This is a genomic window from Catellatospora sp. NPDC049133 (genome assembly GCF_040648455.1).
Classification (GTDB): Bacteria; Actinomycetota; Actinomycetes; order Mycobacteriales; family Micromonosporaceae; genus Catellatospora; species Catellatospora aurea.
Genome location: NZ_JBEZDT010000048.1, coordinates 46,374 through 64,959, shown reverse-complemented (window position 1 = coordinate 64,959; position 18,586 = coordinate 46,374). Strand labels below are relative to the sequence as shown.

Sequence of the window (18,586 nt, the reverse complement as noted above, 5' to 3'; positions counted from 1 at the left end):
CCGATCAGCTCGACCAAGTCCCTGCACGGCCAGGCCCTCGAAGCCTCGCCGCTGCTGGAGCTGGCCGCGACAGTCCTGTCCCTGCGCGAGGGCTTGTAGTCGAAGTGGCGCGGGCCGGTGTACGCCCGGCCGCCGTCGGCGGCGCCGAACTCCAGCAGGTCGACCAGGAAGAACGCGTTGACGATGTCGCCGTGGCCGAACACGAGGTCCTGGTCGTACTTGATGCCGCGCTGGCCGTTGAGGTCGATGTGGAACAGCTTGCCGTGCCACAGCGCCTGGGCGATGCCGTGCAGGAAGTTCAGGCCGGCCATCTGCTCGTGCCCGACCTCGGGGTTGAGGCCGACCATGTCGCGGTGCTCCAGGCTGTCGATGAACGCGATCGCGTGGCCGATCGTCGGCAGCAGGATGTCGCCGCGGGGCTCGTTCGGCTTGGGCTCCAGCGCGAACTTCAGCCCGTAGCCCCGGTCGATGCTGTACTGCGCGAGCATGTCCAGGCCCTCGCGGTAGCGCTCCAGCGCGGTGCGCACGTCCTTGGAGCCGTCGTACTCGGTGCCCTCGCGGCCGCCCCACAGCACGTAGGTCTGCGCGCCCAGCTCGGCGGCCAGGTCCATGTTGCGCATGACCTTGCGCAGCGCGTACCGGCGCACGGCGCGGTCGTTGCTGGTGAAGCCGCCGTCCTTGAAGACCGGGTGGGTGAACAGGTTGGTGGTGGCCATCGGCACGACCAGGCCGGTCTCGGCGAGCGCGGCCTGGAAGCGCTTGATGATCCGCTCGCGCTCGCTGTCGTCGGAGCCGAACGGGATCAGGTCGTCGTCGTGGAACGTCACGCCGTAAGCGCCCAGCTCGGCGAGGCGGTGCACGGTCTCGACCGGGTCGATCGGCTCGCGGGTGGCGTCGCCGAACGGGTCCCGGCCGGCCCATCCCACGGTCCACAGGCCGAACGTGAACTTGTCGGCCGGAGTCGGCTGCGTCATGTCATCTCCCTGAAATCTTGTTTGTTCAGCCATTGAACTTATAGGGTGTGGCATTGTCAAGACCATGCCGCCCCGCCCGCCGCGCCGAGACGATCCGGTGCGCCAGCGCAGCCTGCGCGATCACAACCTCGCGCTGGTCCTGCGCCACGTCACCGCCGCGAACCGGCCCCCGTCCCGGGCCGAGATCGCGGCGGCCAGCGGGCTGACCAGGGCCACCGTCTCCACCATCGTCGACGAGCTGATCGCCGGGGGGCTGGTCGCCGAACTGGAGCCCGTGTCGCGCTCCGGCGTCGGCCGGCCGGGCACCGGCATCGTGCCCGCCGGCACCGGCCCGGCCGGGCTCGGCATGGAGGTCAACGTCGACTACCTGGCGGTGTGCGCGGTCGACCTGACGGGAGCCGTACGCCATCGGCAGCTGCGCCGGCTCGACCAGCGTGAGCACAGCCCCGCTCAGACCTGGCAGGCGCTCGCCGAGCTGGCCGACCAGGCCATCGCCGCCGTCGCCGCCCTAGGGCTGACCCCGGCGGGCGGCGTGATCGCGGTCCCGGGCCTGGTCGAGGGCGACACCATCCGGATCGCCCCGAACCTCGGCTGGCAGCAGGTCCCCCTGCCCCGGCCCGAGGACCTCGGCGGGCTGCGCGACCTGCCGCTGGACGTCGCCAACGAGGCCACCCTCGCCGCGCTGGGGGAGCGGCACGCCACCGGGCTGCGCAGCTTCCTCTACGTGTCCGGCGAGATCGGCATCGGCGGCGGCATCGTGCTCGACGGCGAGCTGTTCGGCGGCTCGCACGGCTGGGCGGGGGAGATCGGCCACGTCACCATCGACCCCCAGGGCCCCGACTGCCACTGCGGCTCCCGCGGCTGCCTGGAGCAGTACGCGGGCGAGGAGGCCATCCGCGCCGCCGCCGGGCTGCCCACCGGCGCGGCCGTGCTCACCGACCTGGTCGAGGGGGCCCGCCGCGAGAGCACGCCGGTGCTCGACGCGCTGGACCGTGCCGGCACGGCGCTCGGCGTGGCGCTCTCCGGGGCGGTGAACCTGCTCGACATCGCCACCGTCGTGCTGGGCGGCCACTACGCGGAGTTGATCGACTGGCTGCGCCCGGCCCTCGAACGCGAGCTGTCCCGGCGCGTGATCACCGCACGCTGGTCCCCGGTGAAGGTCCGCGCGTCGGCCCTGGGTTCGGATGCCGCCCTGGTCGGTGCGGCGCGCGCGGTCACCCAGGCCATCCTCGACGACCCGGCCCGTTTCCTGGCCACCCGTACGGCGGCCGCGTAGCTCCGCGCACCGGCGTCGCGGACCGCCCGCGGCGCGGCCACCACGGGCATAACCTGTATACATGGGCGCGATCACGGTTCTCCGACCGCTGGCACTCGGCATGGCCACCGGGATGCGCTCGCAGCTCGGGCTGGCCGCGCTCGCGGTGGCCATGAGCCGGGGCGGCAAGAAGAAGGGCAAGAAGGGCCGGGGCTTCGCCTCGATGGTGCAGGGCCAGGTGCTGTCCAGCCCGCTCGTGCGCAAGAGCCTGGTCGCCACGGCGGCCACCGAACTGGTCGCCGACAAGCTGCCCAGCACGCCCAGCCGGCTCAACCGCGGCCCACTGCTGGCCCGGCTCGCCCTCGGCGGACTGGCCGGCGGACTGCTGGGCTGGTCCGACGATCGCGGCTTCGGCCGCGCGGCGGCCGGTGCGGCGCTCGGCGCGGCCGGTGCGGGCCTGGGCGCGTTCGGCGGCTACCACCTGCGGGCCGCGCTCGACCAGCGCACCAACCTGCCCGACCGGTACTGGGCCGTCGCCGAGGACATCACCGCGGTGGGCTTGGCGGCGTTCGCCGTCGCGGTCACCGACGACAGCGACACACCGCAGACCGAAACGCTCCCGGCCCGCCACCGCGACCCCGAGTACGCGGACGCGTCCTGGGCCTGACCCGGCGTGACTCCTTGCGGTGGCACCTTGGCGCGGTGCCGACAACGCGGCCGTCTCCGCTCCGCAGGCCGTCCATGATCGTTCGACTTGCCAGGCACCTGTGCGTATCTTGACCCCGCATTCGCCCACCTGCCAGGCAAGTTGAAGGATCATGGTGCGCCTGGCGCCCCTGCCATCGCGCACACCCGCCGGAGCTCCCGCGGTACGCCGTCGGTGTGCGCTTGGTGACCATGGGCGAGTTCGCGATCTCGATTCTGTTGTGTCCGGCAACAAAACGGTAACCGGCGTTGACAGGCTCGTCACGAGGGGAGAAGTCTGGGCTGGCGCGTGAGACAACGATGTCAAGAATCAGATGGAGGAAGCATGCGTCATTCCAGGCGAGTGGCAGCCCTGGCCGTCGCTTTCGGAACGATGTTCGCGACCGTGGCCTGCAGCAGCAGTGAAGAGCCCGGCGCCGGCACCAAGAAGGTCGAGGTCTTCACCTGGTGGGCCGACGGCGGTGAGAAGGCCGGTCTCGACGGCCTGGTCGGTGTCTTCAAGACCGACTGCGCGGACTACGAGTTCGTCAACGGCGCGGTCGCCGGCGGCGCGGGCAGCAACGCCAAGCAGGTGCTGGCCTCGCGGCTGCAGCAGAACGACCCGCCGGACACGTTCCAGGCCCACGCGGGCGCGGAGCTGTCCGACTACATCAACGACGACCAGCTCGAGGACCTGTCGGCGCAGTACACCGAATGGGGTCTGAGCAACGCCTTCCCGAAGGGCCTCATCGAGAACCTGACGGTCGACGGCAAGATCTACTCGGTGCCGGCCAACATCCACCGCGCCAACGTGCTGTGGAGCAACAAGACGGTGCTGGCCAAGGCCGGCATCACCAAGGACGCCACCACCCTCGACGGCTTCTTCGCCGACCTGGACAAGCTCAAGGCCGCCGGTGTGGCCACGCCGCTGGCGCTGGGCAAGGACTGGACCCAGCAGATGCTGTTCGAGGCGCTGCTGATCTCCAAGCTCGGCCCGGAGAAGTTCAACGGGCTGTGGAACGGCGGCACCGACTGGAAGGGCGCCGAGATCACTGCGGCGATCAACGACTACAAGAAGCTGCTGACGTACACCAACAAGGACCGGGACACCTTCGACTGGACCGACGCCGAGAAGCTGCTGATGGACGGCAAGGCGGCGTACCAGCTGATGGGTGACTGGGAGGCGGCCGACCTCGACGCCAAGGGCTTCAAGGACTACGGCTGGTCGGTGTTCCCGGGCAACGGCAACGTGTTCCAGTGGCTGGCCGACTCGTTCGTGCTGCCCAAGGGCGCGAAGAACGCCGACGGCACCAAGTGCTGGCTGAAGACGGTCGGCAGCGCCACCGGCCAGGCCGCGTTCAACCAGAAGAAGGGCTCGATCCCGGCCCGCACCGACGTCGGCACCGACGGCTTCCCGGCGTACCAGCAGGCCGCCATGGGCGACTGGAAGACCGCGACCCAGGTGCCGAGCTGCCCGCACGGTTCGGCGTGCGCGCAGGGCTGGCAGGGCGCGGTCGGCTCGGCGCAGGGCAAGTTCTCCGCCGACGGTGACGTCGCCGCGCTGCAGACGGCGCTGGCGGCCGCCGCGGCGGAGTTCGGCCCGAAGAAGTAGTCCGCCGTAAGGCAACGAAGGGCGCCTTCCCACCCGGAGGGCGCCCTTCCTTACCGAGGAGGTCGCGTTGCGCCACCGGAGGCGGACCTGGATACCCGGGCTGCTGCTCATCTCACCGTCGCTGATCCTGCTGGCCGTGTTCGTGTACGGCCTGATCGGCTGGACGGTCAACCTGTCCCTGCAGGACCGCCACAACGCCCGCCCCGCCAAGGGCTACGTCGGGCTCGACAACTACACCAAGCTGTTCACCAGCGACATCAACGACCGCTTCACCCACTCGCTGCAGAACCTGGTCGTCTTCACGGTCGTGTTCATGGTCGGCACCATCGTGCTCGGCCTGATCTGGGCGCTGCTGCTGGAGCGCCGCGCGAAGGCCGAGGGCTTCTGGCGCACCGTCTACCTGTTCCCGATGGCGGTGTCGTTCGTCGCCTCGGGCGTGGTCTGGCGCTGGCTGATGAACACCGGGCAGGGGGAGAACGCGGGCGGCATCAACGCGATCTTCCACGGCATCGGGCTGGGCTTCCTGGAGAGCCCGTGGTGGACCGACCCCGACTGGGGCATGGCCGCGATGGCGGTGCCCGCGATCTGGCAGCTGTCCGGATACGTGATGGCGCTGTTCCTGGCCGGGTTCCGGGGCATCCCGGAGGAGCTGCGCGAGGCCGCCGTCGTGGACGGGGCCACCACCTTCCAGCTGTACCGGCAGGTGCTGTTCCCGCAGCTGACGCCGACGATCCTGTCGGCGCTCATCATCACCGGGCACATGTCGATGAAGATGTTCGACCTGATCATGTCGGTGTCCGGGGCGCAGTGGCTGACCGAGGTGCCCGCCGTGTACGTCTGGCAGACCCTGCTCACCCGCGACTACGCCAAGGCCGCCGCGATCTCGGTGTTCCTGCTGCTGGTCGTCGCCGTGGTGGTCGTGCCGTACCTGATCCACGTCAACCGCTCGGAGAAGCGCTCATGAGCACCGAGACCGTCGCCGCACCGCCTGCCGCCGCCCCGCCCCGCCCGGCGCCCGCGCCGCGGCAGGGTCTGCCGAAGCCGGTGGCCCGCGCCCTGCGGTACGGGCTGCTGATCCTGTTCGTGCTGATCGTGCTCATGCCGCTGTACGTGCTGGTCGTGACGAGCTTCAAGTCCGGCCGCGAGATCGGCGTCAACGGGCAGTGGAACCTGCCCGAGACGTGGACGTTCGCGTCCTGGGAGAAGGCGTGGACCTCGCTGGGCCCGTCGTTCGGCCGCACGTTCCAGCTGGCGATCCCGGTCGCGCTGCTCTCGTCGATCATCGGGGCGGCGAACGGCTTCGTGCTGTCGCGCTGGCGCTTCCCCGGCGCGGACGTGGTGTTCACGCTGATCCTGTTCGGCATGTTCATCCCGTACCAGGCGGTCATGATCCCGCTGCGGGAGATCGTGCTGTGGCTGGGTGTCGCGCCCGGCATCCCGACGCTGGTCTTCGTGCACACGGTGTACGGCATCCCGATCTGCACGCTGATCTTCCGCAACTACTACGCGACGATCATCCCGGAGGAGCTGATCGAGGCCGGGCAGATGGACGGGGCCGGGCTGCTGCGCACGTTCCGGTCGCTGATCCTGCCGGTGTCGCTGCCGGGCTTCGTGGTGACCGTCATCTGGCAGTTCACCTCGTCCTGGAACGACTACCTGTTCGCGATCTTCCTGTCGAACACCCGCAACGGGCCGATCACCATCGCGCTCAACGCGCTGGCCGGCGCGCAGTCGCCGGACTACGCGGCGGCGATGGCGGGTGCGCTGATCACCTCGCTGCCGACGCTGCTGGTGTACGTCCTGCTCGGCCGTTGGTTCATCGGCGGCATGATGGCCGGTTCGGTCAAGAGCTGACCGCGGAGGCGGGGCGCTGCCGCGGCGCCCCGCCTCCGGCTAGTCGAGCAGCCAGACGAGCAGGGTCCGCGCCTGCGGGGTCAGTGACGCCGCGAAGGCGAGCGCGGACAGCACGGTGCTGGCCGCCAGCGAGCGCCACCTGCGGCGGTCGGCGCGCAGCCGGGCCGAGGCGAGCAGGACGATTGCGTACAGCGCGGTGAGCCCGGCGAGGATCGGCGCGATGCTCAGCACGAAGGTGATCGCGAGCCAGACCGCGGCCAGCACGCCGGGCCAGATGTCGGCGGTGCCGGTGGCCTCGTCGCCCTGGTGCGGAAGGTAGAGCCGACCCGCGAGCTGGGCCGCCCGGCCCAGCGCCACGGCGACGGCCAGGAAGTACGCGCCGGCGAGCACGTACTGCACCCGGGTCGCGATGCGGCCGGACAGACTCGCCGTGTCGGCGGCGTAGGCCGCGGCATCGATTTCGCTCGACATGGCCGCAGTCTAGCGACCACCACCGCCCATCTGCCGCCCCCGCAGGCAGCGTCGGCGGGCATGTTAAGAAGGTGCCCTTCCTCTACGTATTCCGATGGGAAGGTGCCCTTCCTTCGTCGGGGGTGTAAGGGGCGTAGGGCTGTACGGTACTGTCTGCGGCATGGCGGAGCAGCGATTCCACACCGGTAGCCACGACCTGCCCGTGTCGGCGGCACTGGACGAGTTCATGCGCACGGGCTGGCTCGACTCCGAGCACCACGACCTGCCGCAGGCCGAGGTGGCGGCGTGGACGCCGGCCCGGCGCGCGCGCCTGCACCAGGCGTTCCCGGGGCACCGCGTCGTCGTGCCGGCGGGCACGTTCAAGGCCCGCTCCAACGACCAGGACTACCGGTTCCGGGCGCACTCGGCGTACGTGTGGCTGACCGGCGACCAGTCCAGCGACGGGGTCGTGGTCGTGGAGCCGGACGGGGAGAGCGCGCTGTACCTGCGGCCGCGTTCGGCGCGGGACAACGGCGAGTTCTTCCGCGACCGCCGGTACGGCGAGCTGTGGGCGGGTCGCCGGCCCACGCTGGGGGAGAGCACCCGGGCGCTGGGCGTGACGACCCGGCACCGCGACGAGCTGGCCGCCGCGCTCAAGCCGGACACCCCGACGGTGGTGCTGCGCGGCCTGGACGCCGAGGTCGACGCGGCGGTCGCGCCGATCGACGGCGACGCCGAGCTGAAGGCGGTGCTGGCCGAGCTGCGGCTGGTCAAGGACGCGTGGGAGATCGCCCAGCTGGAGGAGGCCGTCGCGATCACCACGCGCGGCTTCGAGGACGTGGTGCGCGCGCTGCCGCATGCCAAGGCGACTTCGGAGCGGCTGCTGGAGGGCGTGTTCTGGCAGCGTGCCCGGCTGGAGGGCAACGAGGTCGGTTACCACTCGATCGTCGCCGCCGGGGCGCATGCCGCCACCCTGCACTGGATCGACAACGACGGCCCGGTCCGCGACGGCGATCTGCTGCTGCTCGACGCGGGCGTGGAGACGCGCTCGCTGTACACCGCCGACATCACCCGGGTGCTGCCCATCTCGGGGCACTTCACCCCGCTGCAGCGCGACCTGTACGAGCTGTGCCGCAAGGCCAACGATGCCGCGCTCGCGGCGCTGGTGCCCGGTGCGGCGTACCGCGACTTCCACCGCGCCGCGATGCGCGTGTACGCGTACGGCCTGGCCGATCTCGGCATCCTGCCGGTCTCCGCGGAGCAGGCCCTGGACGAGGACAGCGGTCTGCACCGGCGCTGGACCCTGTGCGGCTCGGGGCACATGCTCGGCCTGGACGTGCACGACTGCGCCGCGGCGCGGGCCGACCACTACCTCGACGGGACGCTGACCCCGGGGCACGTGCTCACCGTGGAGCCGGGCATCTACTTCCAGCCCGACGACGGGCTGATCCCGGCGGAGCTGCGCGGCATGGGCTTCCGGATCGAGGAGGATCTGCTGATCACGGAGACCGGCTACCGGATGCTGTCCGACGGCCTGCCGCGCACCGCGTCCGACGTGGAGTCCTGGATGCACAGGCTGGCTTCTTAACATTTCGTTCACAGGTCGGCAATGGACAGACGTGGTCAGCATGCTGACTGCGCGAACGGGGTGCGGCGGGAGACTGTGGGAGTTCACGCCGTCACGTGGCGTGAACTCCTGTCCTCCCGAGAGAGTGAGCGCCTATGAGAACAGTCCGAAGGCTGCTGTCCGTGACGGTCGCCGTCGTCCTCACCGCGATGTCGCTGACCGCCGCTCCGGCGGCCGCGGCGGGCCCGCAGATCGTGGTGCTCGGCAACCTGTCCGGCAGCTGCTGCAGCCAGGCGTTCGCCATCAACGACCACGGCGTCGTGGTCGGGCAAAGCCAGGTCGGCACCATGGAGAACCCGCCCGAGCGGGCGGTCCGCTGGCAGAACGGCGTGATCACCGACCTGGGCACGCTGGGCGGGCCCCGGGCGGTGGCGCTCGCGATCAACAACAACGGCTGGATCGTCGGCTACAGCGAGCTGGCCGGCGGTGACGGCACCGTGCACGCGTTCCTGTGGCGGCCCGGACTCGGCATGACCGACCTGGGCACGCTGGGGGCCAGCAGCATCGCCACCGGCGTCAACGACAGCGGCGTCGTGGTCGGCCGGTACGTGGTCAACGGCCAGCTGCACGGCTTCCGCTGGGCGAACGGTGTCATGTCGAAGATCGTGACCCCGACCGGCGAAGGCTTCGAGCCGGCCGGGATCAACAAGCACGGCAAGATCGGCGGCTCCCTCAACGGGGAGTACTCCGGTCAGCCCGCCTGGTGGAAGAACAACCAGACGGTCGCGTCCGGGCTGGTCGGCCATGCCGGCGCCATCAACGACAACGGCGACGTGGCCGGCACGTACTGGAACGGCGCCCAGGGCGCGTTCGTGTGGCGGGCCGACGGCAGCGTGCTGAACCTCGGCATGCCCGCCGGGGCGAAGTTCGCCGCGGCCAACGGGATCAACGAGAGCCGGCACACGGTGGGCACCCGGACCCTGGAGTTCGGGCACACCCGGGCGGTCTACTGGTCGGAGTTCGGCACGCCACGCCTGCTGCCCAGCCTGGTGCCGGGCGGCCAGGCCACGGCGCTGGGCGTGAACCGGCTCGGCCAGGCGGTGGGCCACGCCAACCTCACCGCCACCGGCGGCGAGTACACCGCCGTCCTCTGGACCCGCTGAGCGCCACTCACCGGCCGGGCGTCCGGACGCGTCGCCACGGCGGCCGTCCGGGCGCCCGGCCCGCGCCATCAGCCGAACGGCCGAGGAGCATGTCGACAATGGACGGTCGGTCCGGTCGTCAATCCGATTGCCTCGGCCGCACATCGGAGGAGACTGCGGAGATCAGGCCCCACGGGGGGCGTGAACCTCTGTCCCACGAGAGAAAGCGACAGCCTGTGCGCAGAACTCCCTTACGCGTGCTCATCGCCTCCCTGGCCGTGTTCGCCGCCGGCGCGGTGGCACTGCCCGCCTCTCCCGCCGCGGCTGCGGCGCTGCAGGTCATCGACCTCGGCACGCTCGGCGGCGCCTGCTGCAGCACCGCGACCGACGTCAACGACCACGGCGTCGTCATCGGCTACAGCGGCGCGCCCAGCCAGACCGCGCCGATGCGCGCGTTCCGCTGGAAGAACGGCACCATGACCGACATCGGCAGCCTGGGCGGCACCCGCACCTATCCGGCCGACATCAACAACAACGGCTGGATCGTCGGCCACAGCACGCTGGCCGACAACGTCACCATGCACGGCTTCCTGTGGCGGCCTGGCGTGGGCATGACCGACCTCGGCGCGCTGGAGAACAACTACAGCCTGGCCACCGGCGTCAACGACAACGGCGTGGTGGTCGGCCGGGCCATCGCCGACGACACCTCGACGAGCTTCCGCTGGGCCAACGGCGTGATGACCGAGCTCGACCACCCCGGTGACCTCTACGGCCTGGAGTTCGACGCCGAGGCGATCAACAACGGCGGCGTCGTCACCGGCCATCTCGGCGACGTCATCGCCCGGCTGGTCAACGGCGTCGCGACGAGCGTCCCGTCACCGCCGGCCAACGGATCCTTCGCCGCGGGGATCAACAACGGGGGCGACATCGCCGGCCAGTACTACGGCGGCAGCGACGAAAACTTCGTGTGGAAGGCCGACGGGACCATCGTGACCCTGGGCCTGCCCAGCGGTGCCGACAGCGCGTTCGTGAGCGCCATCAACGACGACGGTGACACGGTCGGCGCGAGCTCGAACGCCGCCGGCCTGTACCGGGCCGTGTACTGGTCCGAGGCCGGTGTGCCGCACCGGCTGCCGAGCCTGGTCACCGGTGGCGGAGCGAAGGCGAACGGGGTCAACAAGTTCGGCGTGACGGTCGGCACCGCCCAGGTGTCGGTCGGCGGCGACTGGCACGCGGTGATCTGGACGTCCTGACCGGCGCCTCACCGGGCGGGCCCCGGCCAGGCGACACCGCACGCCTGGCCGGGGCCCGCCCCATGTGGCGGCACGGCCCGGTGGCGGCGGGAGGATCCGGCACCGGGCCGGGAAACAGCGCGGTGCGGACACGCCGGTTCGGCTAGGCTCGCCGGTCGTGACCGTGGTGTTCTGCGCCGACCCGCTCGCCCCGACCCGCACCGATCCCCACTTCGCCGCGCAGGCGCGGGCCGTGCGGGACGCCGGCGGCGTCGTCGCCCTGCTCGACCATGACGCGCTGCTGGCCGGCGACCTCACCGCCGCGGTCCGCCGCATCCCGCGCGACCTCGGCGAGGTCTGGTACCGCGGCTGGATGATCCCCGTGGACCGCTACGCCGAGCTGGCCGACGCGCTCGCCGGGCGCGGGGTGAGCCTGCGGGTCTCCGGGGCCGCGTACCGCGCCGCCCACGAGCTGCCCGGCTGGTACGCCGCCCTGGCGCAGGTCACGCCGGACAGTGTGTGGACGCCGTGGCAGCCGTCCGAGCCGCCGACGGTGGAACAAGTCGCAAAGCTGGTCGGGCCGCTGGGCGGCGGACCCGCGATCGTCAAGGACTACGTGAAGTCGCGAAAGCACGAGTGGGCGCAGGCCTGCTTCATCCCCGACCTCGCCGACGCCGCGCAGGCGCACCGGATCGTGGCCCGCATGGTCGAGCTGCAGGAGGAGTCCCTGCAGGGCGGCATCGTGGTACGCCGGTTCGAGCGCTTCGCGCAGCAGGACGGCCGCACCGTCGAGGCCCGCGTCTGGTGGGTGCGCGGCGAGCCGATACTGACCGGCCCGCACCCGGACACGCCGGAACTGTCCTGCGAGCCCGACCTGACGGCGATCGCCCCGCTGGTGGCGGCGTTCGGGCACCCGTTCGTCACCACCGACGTCGCGCTGCGTGACGACGGCGCCTGGCGGGTGGTCGAACTCGGCGACGGCCAGGTGAGCGACCTGCCGACCGGTGTCGATCCGTCGGCCCTCCTCGACCACCTGAGCTGAGTATCAGCAGCTCACAGCTCCGGTACCGGTTCCGGGACCGATGTCGAGGCCCGGAACACGGGCAGCTCCGGGGTGCGCGCCGCGCGCCGGTTGCGCTGGCCGGGGATGCGGCCCACCGGCGGGGTGCTACCCCTGCTGACCAGGGAGGTCTCGAACACTTCCGGCTCGTCGGAGACGGGTTCGCCGCGCAGGCGATCGATGAGCGAGCGCGCGGCGGCCGCGCCCATCTCCTCCCACGGCACCCGCACCGTGGTCAGCGGCGGCACGGTGTACGCGGCGGGCGGGACGTCGCCGAAGCCGACCACGGCGACCTCGCCGGGCACCTGCCGCCCGGCCTCCTGCAGCGCCCGCAGCGCGCCCGCGGCCATCGCGTCGCCGTGCGCGAACAGGCCGTCGAAGAACAACCGCGCACGTAGCAGCCGCTGCACCGCGTCGTAGCCGCCCTGCTCGGTCCCGTCGGCCTCGGTCACGTGGCTGGCCCGCAGCACCGCGCCGGTGCCGGTCAGCAGGTCGGCGAACCCGTCGGCGCAGGCGGCCCCGGTGGGCTCCTCGGCAGGTCCTGTGATCATGGCCAGCCGTAGCCGCCCCGCGGCCAGCAGCAGTTCCGCCGCGCGGCGTCCGCCGTCGGCGTAGTCCGCGCCGACGGACGGCAGCGCCGCCCGCACGCCGACGGTGTCCACCACGACCACCGGCAGACCCTGCCGGTGCAGGTCGCGAAGGTGGTCCAGGGCCGCGCCGGGGTCGACGGCGAGCACGCCGTCCACCGCGTGGCCGCGCACGCTCGCCGCGAACCGCTCCAGCGCCGGGCCGCCACCGGCGGCCGAGTGCAGCAACATCCCGTAACCGGACGGCTCCACGACGTCGGCGACGCCCTGCAGCAGTTCCGGCATCCACGCCGTACGCAGCGTCGGAGCGAGAACCCCGACCGTCCGGGTGCGCCCGCGAGCCAGGTCGACGGCGCGGGAACTGGGCACGTACCCGGTCTCGGCCATGATCTCCTCGATGCGGGCCTGGGTGGCCCGGTCGACGTCGGGCCGGCCGTTGAGCACGCGCGACACCGTCGCCTTGCTCACTCCGGCCAGCCGGGCGACGTCGGCGATCGTCACGCGCATGTGGACCTCCGGGAAACCACGCCGTCTCGCGGTACCGGTACCGGACCGGTGGCGGCTACACACGGTAAGCGGCCACGAGGCGACGCTGTCAAGACCGCTCGGTTATCCGGTCGGCGGGAACCGCCTACCCGGTTAGGGTGACCGCCATGCCGTACATCTCCTCCGTCGTCATCCACTGCCGGGATCCGTACCTCATGGCGCCCTTCTGGAGCCTGGTCACCGGCCTGCCCGTCGTCGACGAGGACGCGGTGAAACTCGCCGGGCGCGGCCTGGAGGAGCGCGAGTCGGTGCTGCTGCACGACCCGTCGGGCACCGAGCCGGACGTGTGGATCGCCCAGGCGGTCGATCTGCTCCCGGTCGGGCGCATCCACCTCGACATCGTCGCCGACGACGAGGAGCGGGCCGCGATCGTCGCCGCGGGCGCGAGGCTGGTCCGCGAGCAGGACGACCTCACCGTGTACGCCGACCCCGAGGGCAACGAGTTCTGCCTGCTCCGCGAGCGCCACTGAGCCGCGCGCCACGGGGATCCCGGCGACCGGGGCGTCGCGCCGCGACTACGATGATCACATGCGCGCAACGGTGATCTACGGTCCGCACGACGTCAGGGTCGAGGACGTGCCTGATCCGGTCCTGGTGCACCCCACCGACGCGGTGGTCCGGGTGACGCACGCCTGCATCTGCGGCAGCGACCTGTGGGCCTACCAGGGCGTCGCCAAGCGGGAGCCGGGCCAGCGCATCGGGCACGAGTTCCTCGGCGTCGTCGAGTCGGCGGGCGCGGACGTCACCGGCGTCAAGCCCGGCGACACCGTGGTCGCCCCGTTCGTGTGGTCCGACGGGACCTGCGAGTTCTGCCGGGAGAGCCTGCACACCTCGTGCCCGGTCGGCGGCTTCTGGGGACAGCCCGGCTCCGACGGCGGCCAGGGCCAGGCGGTACGCGTCCCGTACGCCGACGGCACCCTGGTCAAGCTGCCGTCCGGGCTCGGCGACGCGGACCTCGTCAAGATCCTCGCCCTGTCCGATGTGATGTCGACCGGCCACCACGCCGCGCTCGCGGCCGGGGTGCGCAAGGGCGGCACGGTCGCCGTGGTCGGCGACGGCGCGGTCGGCCTGTGCGGGGTGCTCGCCGCGCACCGCCTCGGCGCCGAGCGCATCATCGCGCTGGGCCGCCACGACGCCCGTACCGCGCTGGCCAGGCGGTTCGGGGCGACCGACGTGGTGCCCGAGCGCGGCGACGAGGCCGTCGCCGTCGTGCGGGAGCTGACCGGCGGGCAGGGCGCGCACGCGGTCATCGAGGCCGTCGGCACCGAGCAGTCGATGCGCACCGCGATCGGCGTGGCCCGCGACGGCGGCGCGGTCGGATTCGTCGGGGTGCCGCACGGGGGCTCGGCCGGGGTCGACATCGGCGACATGTTCGGCCGCAACGTCGCGCTGCGCGGCGGGGTCGCGCCCGCGCGGGCGTACATTCCGGAGCTGCTGGCAGACGTGCTGGCCGGGACGCTGGACCCGTCGCCGGTCTTCGACGTCTCGGTGGATCTGGACGGGGTGCCCGGCGGATATGCCGCGATGAATGATCGGAAAGCGCTGAAAGTGCTGGTGCGCCCGGACGGCGGGGCGGTGTAGCTTGAGCGCCGTGGAAGAGACCGACCAGGCCATCGTTTCGGCCCTGACCGCTGACGGGCGCATGTCGTACACGGACCTGGCCGAGAAGGTCGGGCTGTCCGTGTCCGCCGTCCACCAGCGGGTGCGCAGGCTGGAGCAGCGCGGCGTGATCACCGGGTACGGCGCGCGGGTGGACTACAACGCGATCGGGCTGCCGCTGACGGCGTTCGTGGCGATCCGCCCGTTCGACCCGGCGCAGCCCGACGACGCCCCCGAGCGCCTGGCGCACCTGTCGGAGATCGAGTCGTGCTTCTCCGTGGCCGGTGAGGACTTCTACATCCTGCTGGTACGCGTCGCGTCACCGGTGGACCTGGAGCGCCTGCTCCAGGAGATCCGCACGTCGGCGAACGTGACCACCCGGACGACCGTGGTGCTGTCCACCCCGTTCGAGCAGCGCGCCCCCGCATCCACCTGGCCGACTGAGCCGCGCCCGCGCCCGGCCCCGCCGGAGGACAGCACTCGACGTGGCGTTACATCTTTTTTGATGTGGCCCACATCAAAAAAGATGTAAAGCCGCACTCACCTGTGCTCTCGCATCACCAGTGGCAGCAGGGCAGCGGCGCGGGCAGGAAGAGGGCCGTGAGCCCGATGGCGGCCAGGCCGGTCGACGCGGTGGCGACCCCCGCCATGAGCCGGGTCACCTCGGCCCGCCGACCTGGCGGGATGCGGCGCACCCGCCGGACCCCGGCCGTGACCGCGCAGGCCAGCGCAAACCCACCGGCCAGCAGCACCGGCACTCCCCAGCGATCGTGGACGTCGTAGCCACGGAACAGCAGTGGCCGCGCGGCCATCAGCAGCAGGCCGGTCAGCGGCGCGAGCGCGGCGCAGGCCTGCGCCCACACCAGCCAGGCCCGCTCGGCCCCCACCCCGTAGCCGCCCTGGTGGGTCAGCTGCACCGACAGCACGCCCAGGCCGACCGGGAGCAGTGCCGCCGCGGCGATGTGCCACAGCCAGTACCGCACGATCGTGTCGGGGTCCGAGCGCAGCACCACGCCCACGGCCGTCCACCCGATCGCCGCGAAGATCATGGCCCCGCCGACCGCCGCCACACCCCCGAACGCGGGGTGTACGAGCCGCCGTGCCGTGGCGGACACCCAGGCCACCACCAGGTGTCGTTGCGTCGTGGTCGTCGCCGGTTCGGCCATGTCACCTCCGTCTCGTCCGCGACCGCGGCCCGCGGTCGCCAAAGTCACTCTGTCCACCATGGTGTTAGCGGGCCGTTAACGCCCGGTCCGCCGGCGGATGTCGGGGGCCAGCCTGGCCATGCGGAACCGGCGTTCGGCCCGCACCCGCGCGAAGTGTGCCGGGAGCGTTGTCAAGGCGCCGTTAGTGATCAAGGGTCGATGACGGGACCTGAGGTCCGGAAGCGACGGAACCCGCCCGTCACGCGGACCAGCCCGTCCCGGCCGATCAGCAGTCCTTCGTAACCGGTCCTCGCCAGCAGGTCCAACCCGGATACCCCCTTGGCGGCGGCAGCGGTCGCGTACACATCGGCCCAGCACAGCGACGGTCCCACGACGGTCACTCCCGCCACCTCCGCCGTCGGCACGCCCCGATGCGGGTCGACGATGTGCGCGCCCCGCCGGGCGGTGCCCGAGGTGGCCGCCGCGCCCGCCGCCAGGGCCATCACCTCGACCAGCCGTGACGGCGACAGCGGGTCCTCCACCCCCACCCGCCATGGCGGATTGCCCGGTGCCGTCGACACGACCACGTCGCCTCCGGCGTTGAGGCAGAAGTCGTGCCACGGCAGTCTCGCCGCCCGCTCCACCGCCCAGCCCTTGACCAGCCCGGACGGGTCCCACTGGCGCATACCGTCCGATCCGGGCAGCCACGTGTCGAACCAGCCGCCGGTGCGCTCGCGGGCCTCGCCGCACAGCGTCGCGACCTCCGCCACCCACGGATGCGCGTCCGCCACCGCGAGCTCGCCCCGGTTGACCCGGCTCACCTCACTGTCCGCCCGGTACGTGCTGAACACCTCGTCGGCCTCGCGCAGCAGCGCGAACACGGCGTCGACGGTGCGCCGCACCGGTGCCGAGTCCAGGCCGGGGCCGCGTAGGTGCAGGCTGACCGGCATCCCCATGATCTGCTCGACCCAGGCCCGGCGCGGTGGCGCGAGCATGCTCACCGGGTGTGCGCCCGGTCGATCGCGGACTGCAGCGAGTCCAGGTACGCCCGGCTGGTGGCGGTCGCGCCGGTGACCGTGTCCACGTCGGCCGACTGGACGGCGAGCACCTGCTCGCGCAGCCGCGGCAGGGCGAATTCGTTCAGCACCAGCGAGTGCTCGTGCACCGTGTGCTTTTGCACGATCACCACGTCGATGATGCGCCCGCCCGCGAAGGCGACCCGCACCTGCACCGTGCCGTAGTCGGTGACCACCGCGTCACCATCGACCAGCCGATCGCCGACGATCAGCCCGGGGGCGGGCCGCGCCAGCGTCGCCCCGTCGGCGGACCGCGGCACCGCTTCGCCGAAGCTGGTGCGGTAGCTGAACAGTCCGACCAGGCCCGCGAGAGTCGCCAGCAGGAAGAACGTGATCTTACGCATCGCTCACCACCCGAACCGCTCGTCGTGAATCTGCCGCGCGGGCACCCCGGCGGCCCGCAGCGCGGCGCGAACCGCCGCCATCCAGGGCGGGGGACCGCACAGGAACACGTCCCGCACGGCCAGCTCCGGGACCAGCTCGGTGAGCGCCTCGTGGTCCGCGTAGCGCTCGGCCAGCTCGGCGGTCAGCCACGAGGCACGCCCGGACGGCGGCGGCCCGGGCAGGTAGATCACCTGTGCGCCGCGCTCGGCCGCGATGGCGTCGATCTCGTCGCGCAGCACCAGCTCGTCGGCGCTGCGGGCGCGGTAGATCAGGGTCAGCTCGCTGTCGGCGTACCGCATGCCTTCGAGCAGGGCGCGCATCGGCGTGATGCCGATGCCGGCGGCCATCAGCAGCACCCGCTCGCCGCGGCGGCGGCCCTCGGTGAGGGTGCCGAACGGGCCTTCGATCAGCACCGCCGTGCCCGGCGCAGCCCCGGCCAGCCGCGCGCCGTCGTCGCCCGCGGTCCGGAAGGTGAACCGCAGCCGGTCGGCGCGCGGCGCTTCGGACAGCGAGAACGGGTGCGCCCGGCTCCAGCCGTGCCCGGTGCGCAGCCGCCAGGTCAGGAACTGCCCGGGCCGGGCCGCCAGCCGTTCCAGCGACCGCCCCGACAGGTACACCGAGTACACGTCCGACGCCTCGTGGCGCACCTCGGCGACGGTGAGCCGATGCCGGCGCGACAGCCACAGCGGCCGCCCGATCCTGAACACGGCCAGCGCGGCGGCGGCCGCACCCCACAGCGTCCACCAGTACGCCGAGGCGGTGGCGGAGGTGACGAAGTGCGCGCCGTTCCACAGCTGGTGCGGCACGGCCAGGCCCACCCCGAGGTACGCGTACAGGTGCAGCAGGTGCCAGTTCTCGTAGCGCACCCGCCGCCGCGCCGCCCGCACCGACAGCACCACGACCAGCGCCAGCAGCGCCGTGCCCGCCGCCGCGAGCAGCATGCCCGGGTAGCGCACGACCAGGTCGGCCAGCTGGGCGAGCGCGCCGGTGCCGGTGGACGCGGCATACCCGGCCACGACCAGCGCCACGTGTGCCGCCATCAGCCAGAACGAGGTGAAGCCGAGCAGGCGGTGGATCCGGGCCAGCCGGTCCTGGCCCCAGGCGCGCTCCACCCAGGGCACCCGCGCCATCGCGAGGACCTGCAGCAGGAGCAGGTCGGCGGCGACCAGACCGGCCAGGCGAGCCGCGGTCACCAGGCCGGTGCCGTCGGCGCCCAGCGCGGCCGGGCCGCCGGCGGACACCCACAGGGCCACGACCACCAGCACGGTGGCGCAGGCCAGGGCGGCGGTGACGGCGCGCCCGAGCACCCCGTCGCGGGGCCGGGGGAGGGGGAATCGGTCAGGGGTCACGTCACGGCGAGTCACGAAAGGGGCGCGCAGTTCCCGGTGTCACCCGGAATCCACGCGCCCCTGCGCAGCC

At 72.2% G+C, this 18,586-nt stretch carries 19 protein-coding genes and 1 pseudogene; 13 read left to right on the top strand and 7 right to left on the bottom strand.

Annotated features, from left to right (window positions below; translation table 11 throughout):
• Positions 1-3 precede the first annotated feature (3 nt).
• Complete coding sequence (locus AB0B35_RS37505; protein ID WP_361055293.1) at positions 4-99, top strand: hypothetical protein; 96 nt, start codon at positions 4-6, stop codon at positions 97-99.
• Here the strand turns inward: AB0B35_RS37505 and xylA are convergent.
• Positions 78-974 (bottom strand): annotated as a pseudogene (xylA, locus tag AB0B35_RS37500) (xylose isomerase); the annotation flags it as partial. The gene AB0B35_RS37505 and the pseudogene xylA sit on opposite strands and share 22 nt — an antisense overlap.
• A 64-nt stretch (positions 975-1,038) precedes the next feature.
• On the opposite strand from xylA, the gene AB0B35_RS37495 reads away from it, so the two are divergent.
• From AB0B35_RS37495 to AB0B35_RS37475, 5 genes are all read left to right on the top strand, one after another.
• On the top strand, positions 1,039-2,250 hold the full coding sequence (locus AB0B35_RS37495; RefSeq protein ID WP_361055281.1) for an ROK family transcriptional regulator: 1,212 nt from the start codon (positions 1,039-1,041) through the stop codon (positions 2,248-2,250).
• Between the two features lie 61 nt (positions 2,251-2,311).
• Positions 2,312-2,896, top strand: coding sequence for a hypothetical protein (locus AB0B35_RS37490; RefSeq protein ID WP_361055278.1), 585 nt, complete (start codon positions 2,312-2,314; stop codon positions 2,894-2,896).
• 411 nt (positions 2,897-3,307) lie between these two features.
• Positions 3,308-4,525: an extracellular solute-binding protein gene (locus AB0B35_RS37485; protein WP_361055290.1), complete on the top strand. Its 1,218-nt coding sequence runs from the start codon at positions 3,308-3,310 to the stop codon at positions 4,523-4,525.
• A 67-nt stretch (positions 4,526-4,592) separates the two neighbouring features.
• On the top strand, positions 4,593-5,489 hold the full coding sequence (locus tag AB0B35_RS37480) for a sugar ABC transporter permease (protein WP_361055276.1): 897 nt from the start codon (positions 4,593-4,595) through the stop codon (positions 5,487-5,489).
• Positions 5,490-5,623: 134 nt separating this feature from the next.
• Positions 5,624-6,379 (top strand): carbohydrate ABC transporter permease, encoded by a 756-nt coding sequence (locus AB0B35_RS37475; protein WP_361055287.1) that lies wholly within the window; start codon positions 5,624-5,626, stop codon positions 6,377-6,379.
• Positions 6,380-6,418: 39 nt separating this feature from the next.
• Here the strand turns inward: AB0B35_RS37475 and AB0B35_RS37470 are convergent, their stop codons facing one another.
• Positions 6,419-6,850: a hypothetical protein gene (locus tag AB0B35_RS37470; RefSeq protein ID WP_361055273.1), complete on the bottom strand. Its 432-nt coding sequence runs from the start codon at positions 6,848-6,850 to the stop codon at positions 6,419-6,421.
• 160 nt (positions 6,851-7,010) lie between these two features.
• Here AB0B35_RS37470 and AB0B35_RS37465 point away from each other — a divergent pair, with 160 nt between their 5' ends.
• The 4 genes from AB0B35_RS37465 to AB0B35_RS37450 all read left to right on the top strand — a co-directional run bounded on the left by AB0B35_RS37465 (position 7,011) and on the right by AB0B35_RS37450 (position 11,812).
• Positions 7,011-8,417, top strand: coding sequence for an aminopeptidase P family protein (locus AB0B35_RS37465; RefSeq protein ID WP_361055271.1), 1,407 nt, complete (start codon positions 7,011-7,013; stop codon positions 8,415-8,417).
• Positions 8,418-8,551: 134 nt separating this feature from the next.
• Complete coding sequence (locus AB0B35_RS37460; protein WP_361055268.1) at positions 8,552-9,559, top strand: hypothetical protein; 1,008 nt, start codon at positions 8,552-8,554, stop codon at positions 9,557-9,559.
• A 236-nt stretch (positions 9,560-9,795) separates the two neighbouring features.
• A complete protein-coding gene (locus AB0B35_RS37455) occupies positions 9,796-10,791 on the top strand; it encodes a hypothetical protein (protein ID WP_361055265.1) in 996 nt (331 codons plus the stop codon).
• Between the two features lie 157 nt (positions 10,792-10,948).
• A complete protein-coding gene (locus tag AB0B35_RS37450) occupies positions 10,949-11,812 on the top strand; it encodes an ATP-grasp domain-containing protein (protein WP_361055262.1) in 864 nt (287 codons plus the stop codon).
• A gap of 11 nt (positions 11,813-11,823) precedes the next feature.
• On the opposite strand, the gene AB0B35_RS37445 is transcribed toward AB0B35_RS37450, so the two are convergent.
• The gene (locus AB0B35_RS37445) at positions 11,824-12,924 is read right to left on the bottom strand and encodes a LacI family DNA-binding transcriptional regulator (protein WP_361055259.1); all 1,101 of its coding nucleotides are present in this window, start codon (positions 12,922-12,924) and stop codon (positions 11,824-11,826) included.
• A gap of 146 nt (positions 12,925-13,070) precedes the next feature.
• Here AB0B35_RS37445 and AB0B35_RS37440 point away from each other — a divergent pair, with 146 nt between their 5' ends.
• From AB0B35_RS37440 to AB0B35_RS37430, 3 genes are read left to right on the top strand one after another with little or no spacing between them, the layout of a single operon-like run.
• Entirely contained in the window at positions 13,071-13,433 is a 363-nt protein-coding gene (locus AB0B35_RS37440) for a VOC family protein (protein ID WP_361055256.1), read from the top strand.
• A gap of 58 nt (positions 13,434-13,491) precedes the next feature.
• Positions 13,492-14,544 (top strand): zinc-dependent alcohol dehydrogenase family protein, encoded by a 1,053-nt coding sequence (locus AB0B35_RS37435; RefSeq protein WP_361055254.1) that lies wholly within the window; start codon positions 13,492-13,494, stop codon positions 14,542-14,544.
• Between the two features lie 10 nt (positions 14,545-14,554).
• A complete protein-coding gene (locus AB0B35_RS37430; RefSeq protein ID WP_361055251.1) occupies positions 14,555-15,094 on the top strand; it encodes a winged helix-turn-helix transcriptional regulator in 540 nt (179 codons plus the stop codon).
• Between the two features lie 25 nt (positions 15,095-15,119).
• Here the strand turns inward: AB0B35_RS37430 and AB0B35_RS37425 are convergent, their stop codons facing one another.
• From AB0B35_RS37425 to AB0B35_RS37410, 4 genes are all read right to left on the bottom strand, one after another.
• Complete coding sequence (locus AB0B35_RS37425) at positions 15,120-15,728, bottom strand: hypothetical protein (protein ID WP_361055249.1); 609 nt, start codon at positions 15,726-15,728, stop codon at positions 15,120-15,122.
• 188 nt (positions 15,729-15,916) lie between these two features.
• The gene (locus AB0B35_RS37420) at positions 15,917-16,702 is read right to left on the bottom strand and encodes an FAD:protein FMN transferase (protein WP_361055246.1); all 786 of its coding nucleotides are present in this window, start codon (positions 16,700-16,702) and stop codon (positions 15,917-15,919) included.
• Between the two features lie 2 nt (positions 16,703-16,704).
• Entirely contained in the window at positions 16,705-17,127 is a 423-nt protein-coding gene (locus AB0B35_RS37415) for an FMN-binding protein (protein WP_361055243.1), read from the bottom strand.
• A 3-nt stretch (positions 17,128-17,130) separates the two neighbouring features.
• Positions 17,131-18,516 (bottom strand): ferredoxin reductase family protein, encoded by a 1,386-nt coding sequence (locus AB0B35_RS37410; RefSeq protein WP_361055240.1) that lies wholly within the window; start codon positions 18,514-18,516, stop codon positions 17,131-17,133.
• Positions 18,517-18,586: the final 70 nt, after the last annotated feature.

What these genes read in the sequence shown, in the direction of transcription:
- AB0B35_RS37460 (WP_361055268.1), top strand. Translation starts at nt 8,552, where the DNA reads ATGAGAACAGTCCGAAGGCTGCTGTCCGTGACGGTCGCCGTCGTCCTC.
- AB0B35_RS37420 (WP_361055246.1), bottom strand. Translation starts at nt 16,702, where the DNA reads ATGCTCGCGCCACCGCGCCGGGCCTGGGTCGAGCAGATCATGGGGATG.
- AB0B35_RS37475 (WP_361055287.1), top strand. Translation starts at nt 5,624, where the DNA reads ATGCCGCTGTACGTGCTGGTCGTGACGAGCTTCAAGTCCGGCCGCGAG.
- AB0B35_RS37445 (WP_361055259.1), bottom strand. Translation starts at nt 12,924, where the DNA reads ATGCGCGTGACGATCGCCGACGTCGCCCGGCTGGCCGGAGTGAGCAAG.
- AB0B35_RS37465 (WP_361055271.1), top strand. Translation starts at nt 7,011, where the DNA reads ATGGCGGAGCAGCGATTCCACACCGGTAGCCACGACCTGCCCGTGTCG.
- AB0B35_RS37435 (WP_361055254.1), top strand. Translation starts at nt 13,492, where the DNA reads ATGCGCGCAACGGTGATCTACGGTCCGCACGACGTCAGGGTCGAGGAC.
- AB0B35_RS37495 (WP_361055281.1), top strand. Translation starts at nt 1,039, where the DNA reads ATGCCGCCCCGCCCGCCGCGCCGAGACGATCCGGTGCGCCAGCGCAGC.
- AB0B35_RS37440 (WP_361055256.1), top strand. Translation starts at nt 13,071, where the DNA reads ATGCCGTACATCTCCTCCGTCGTCATCCACTGCCGGGATCCGTACCTC.
- AB0B35_RS37425 (WP_361055249.1), bottom strand. Translation starts at nt 15,728, where the DNA reads ATGGCCGAACCGGCGACGACCACGACGCAACGACACCTGGTGGTGGCC.
- AB0B35_RS37485 (WP_361055290.1), top strand. Translation starts at nt 3,308, where the DNA reads ATGTTCGCGACCGTGGCCTGCAGCAGCAGTGAAGAGCCCGGCGCCGGC.
- AB0B35_RS37490 (WP_361055278.1), top strand. Translation starts at nt 2,312, where the DNA reads ATGGGCGCGATCACGGTTCTCCGACCGCTGGCACTCGGCATGGCCACC.
- AB0B35_RS37470 (WP_361055273.1), bottom strand. Translation starts at nt 6,850, where the DNA reads ATGTCGAGCGAAATCGATGCCGCGGCCTACGCCGCCGACACGGCGAGT.
- AB0B35_RS37415 (WP_361055243.1), bottom strand. Translation starts at nt 17,127, where the DNA reads ATGCGTAAGATCACGTTCTTCCTGCTGGCGACTCTCGCGGGCCTGGTC.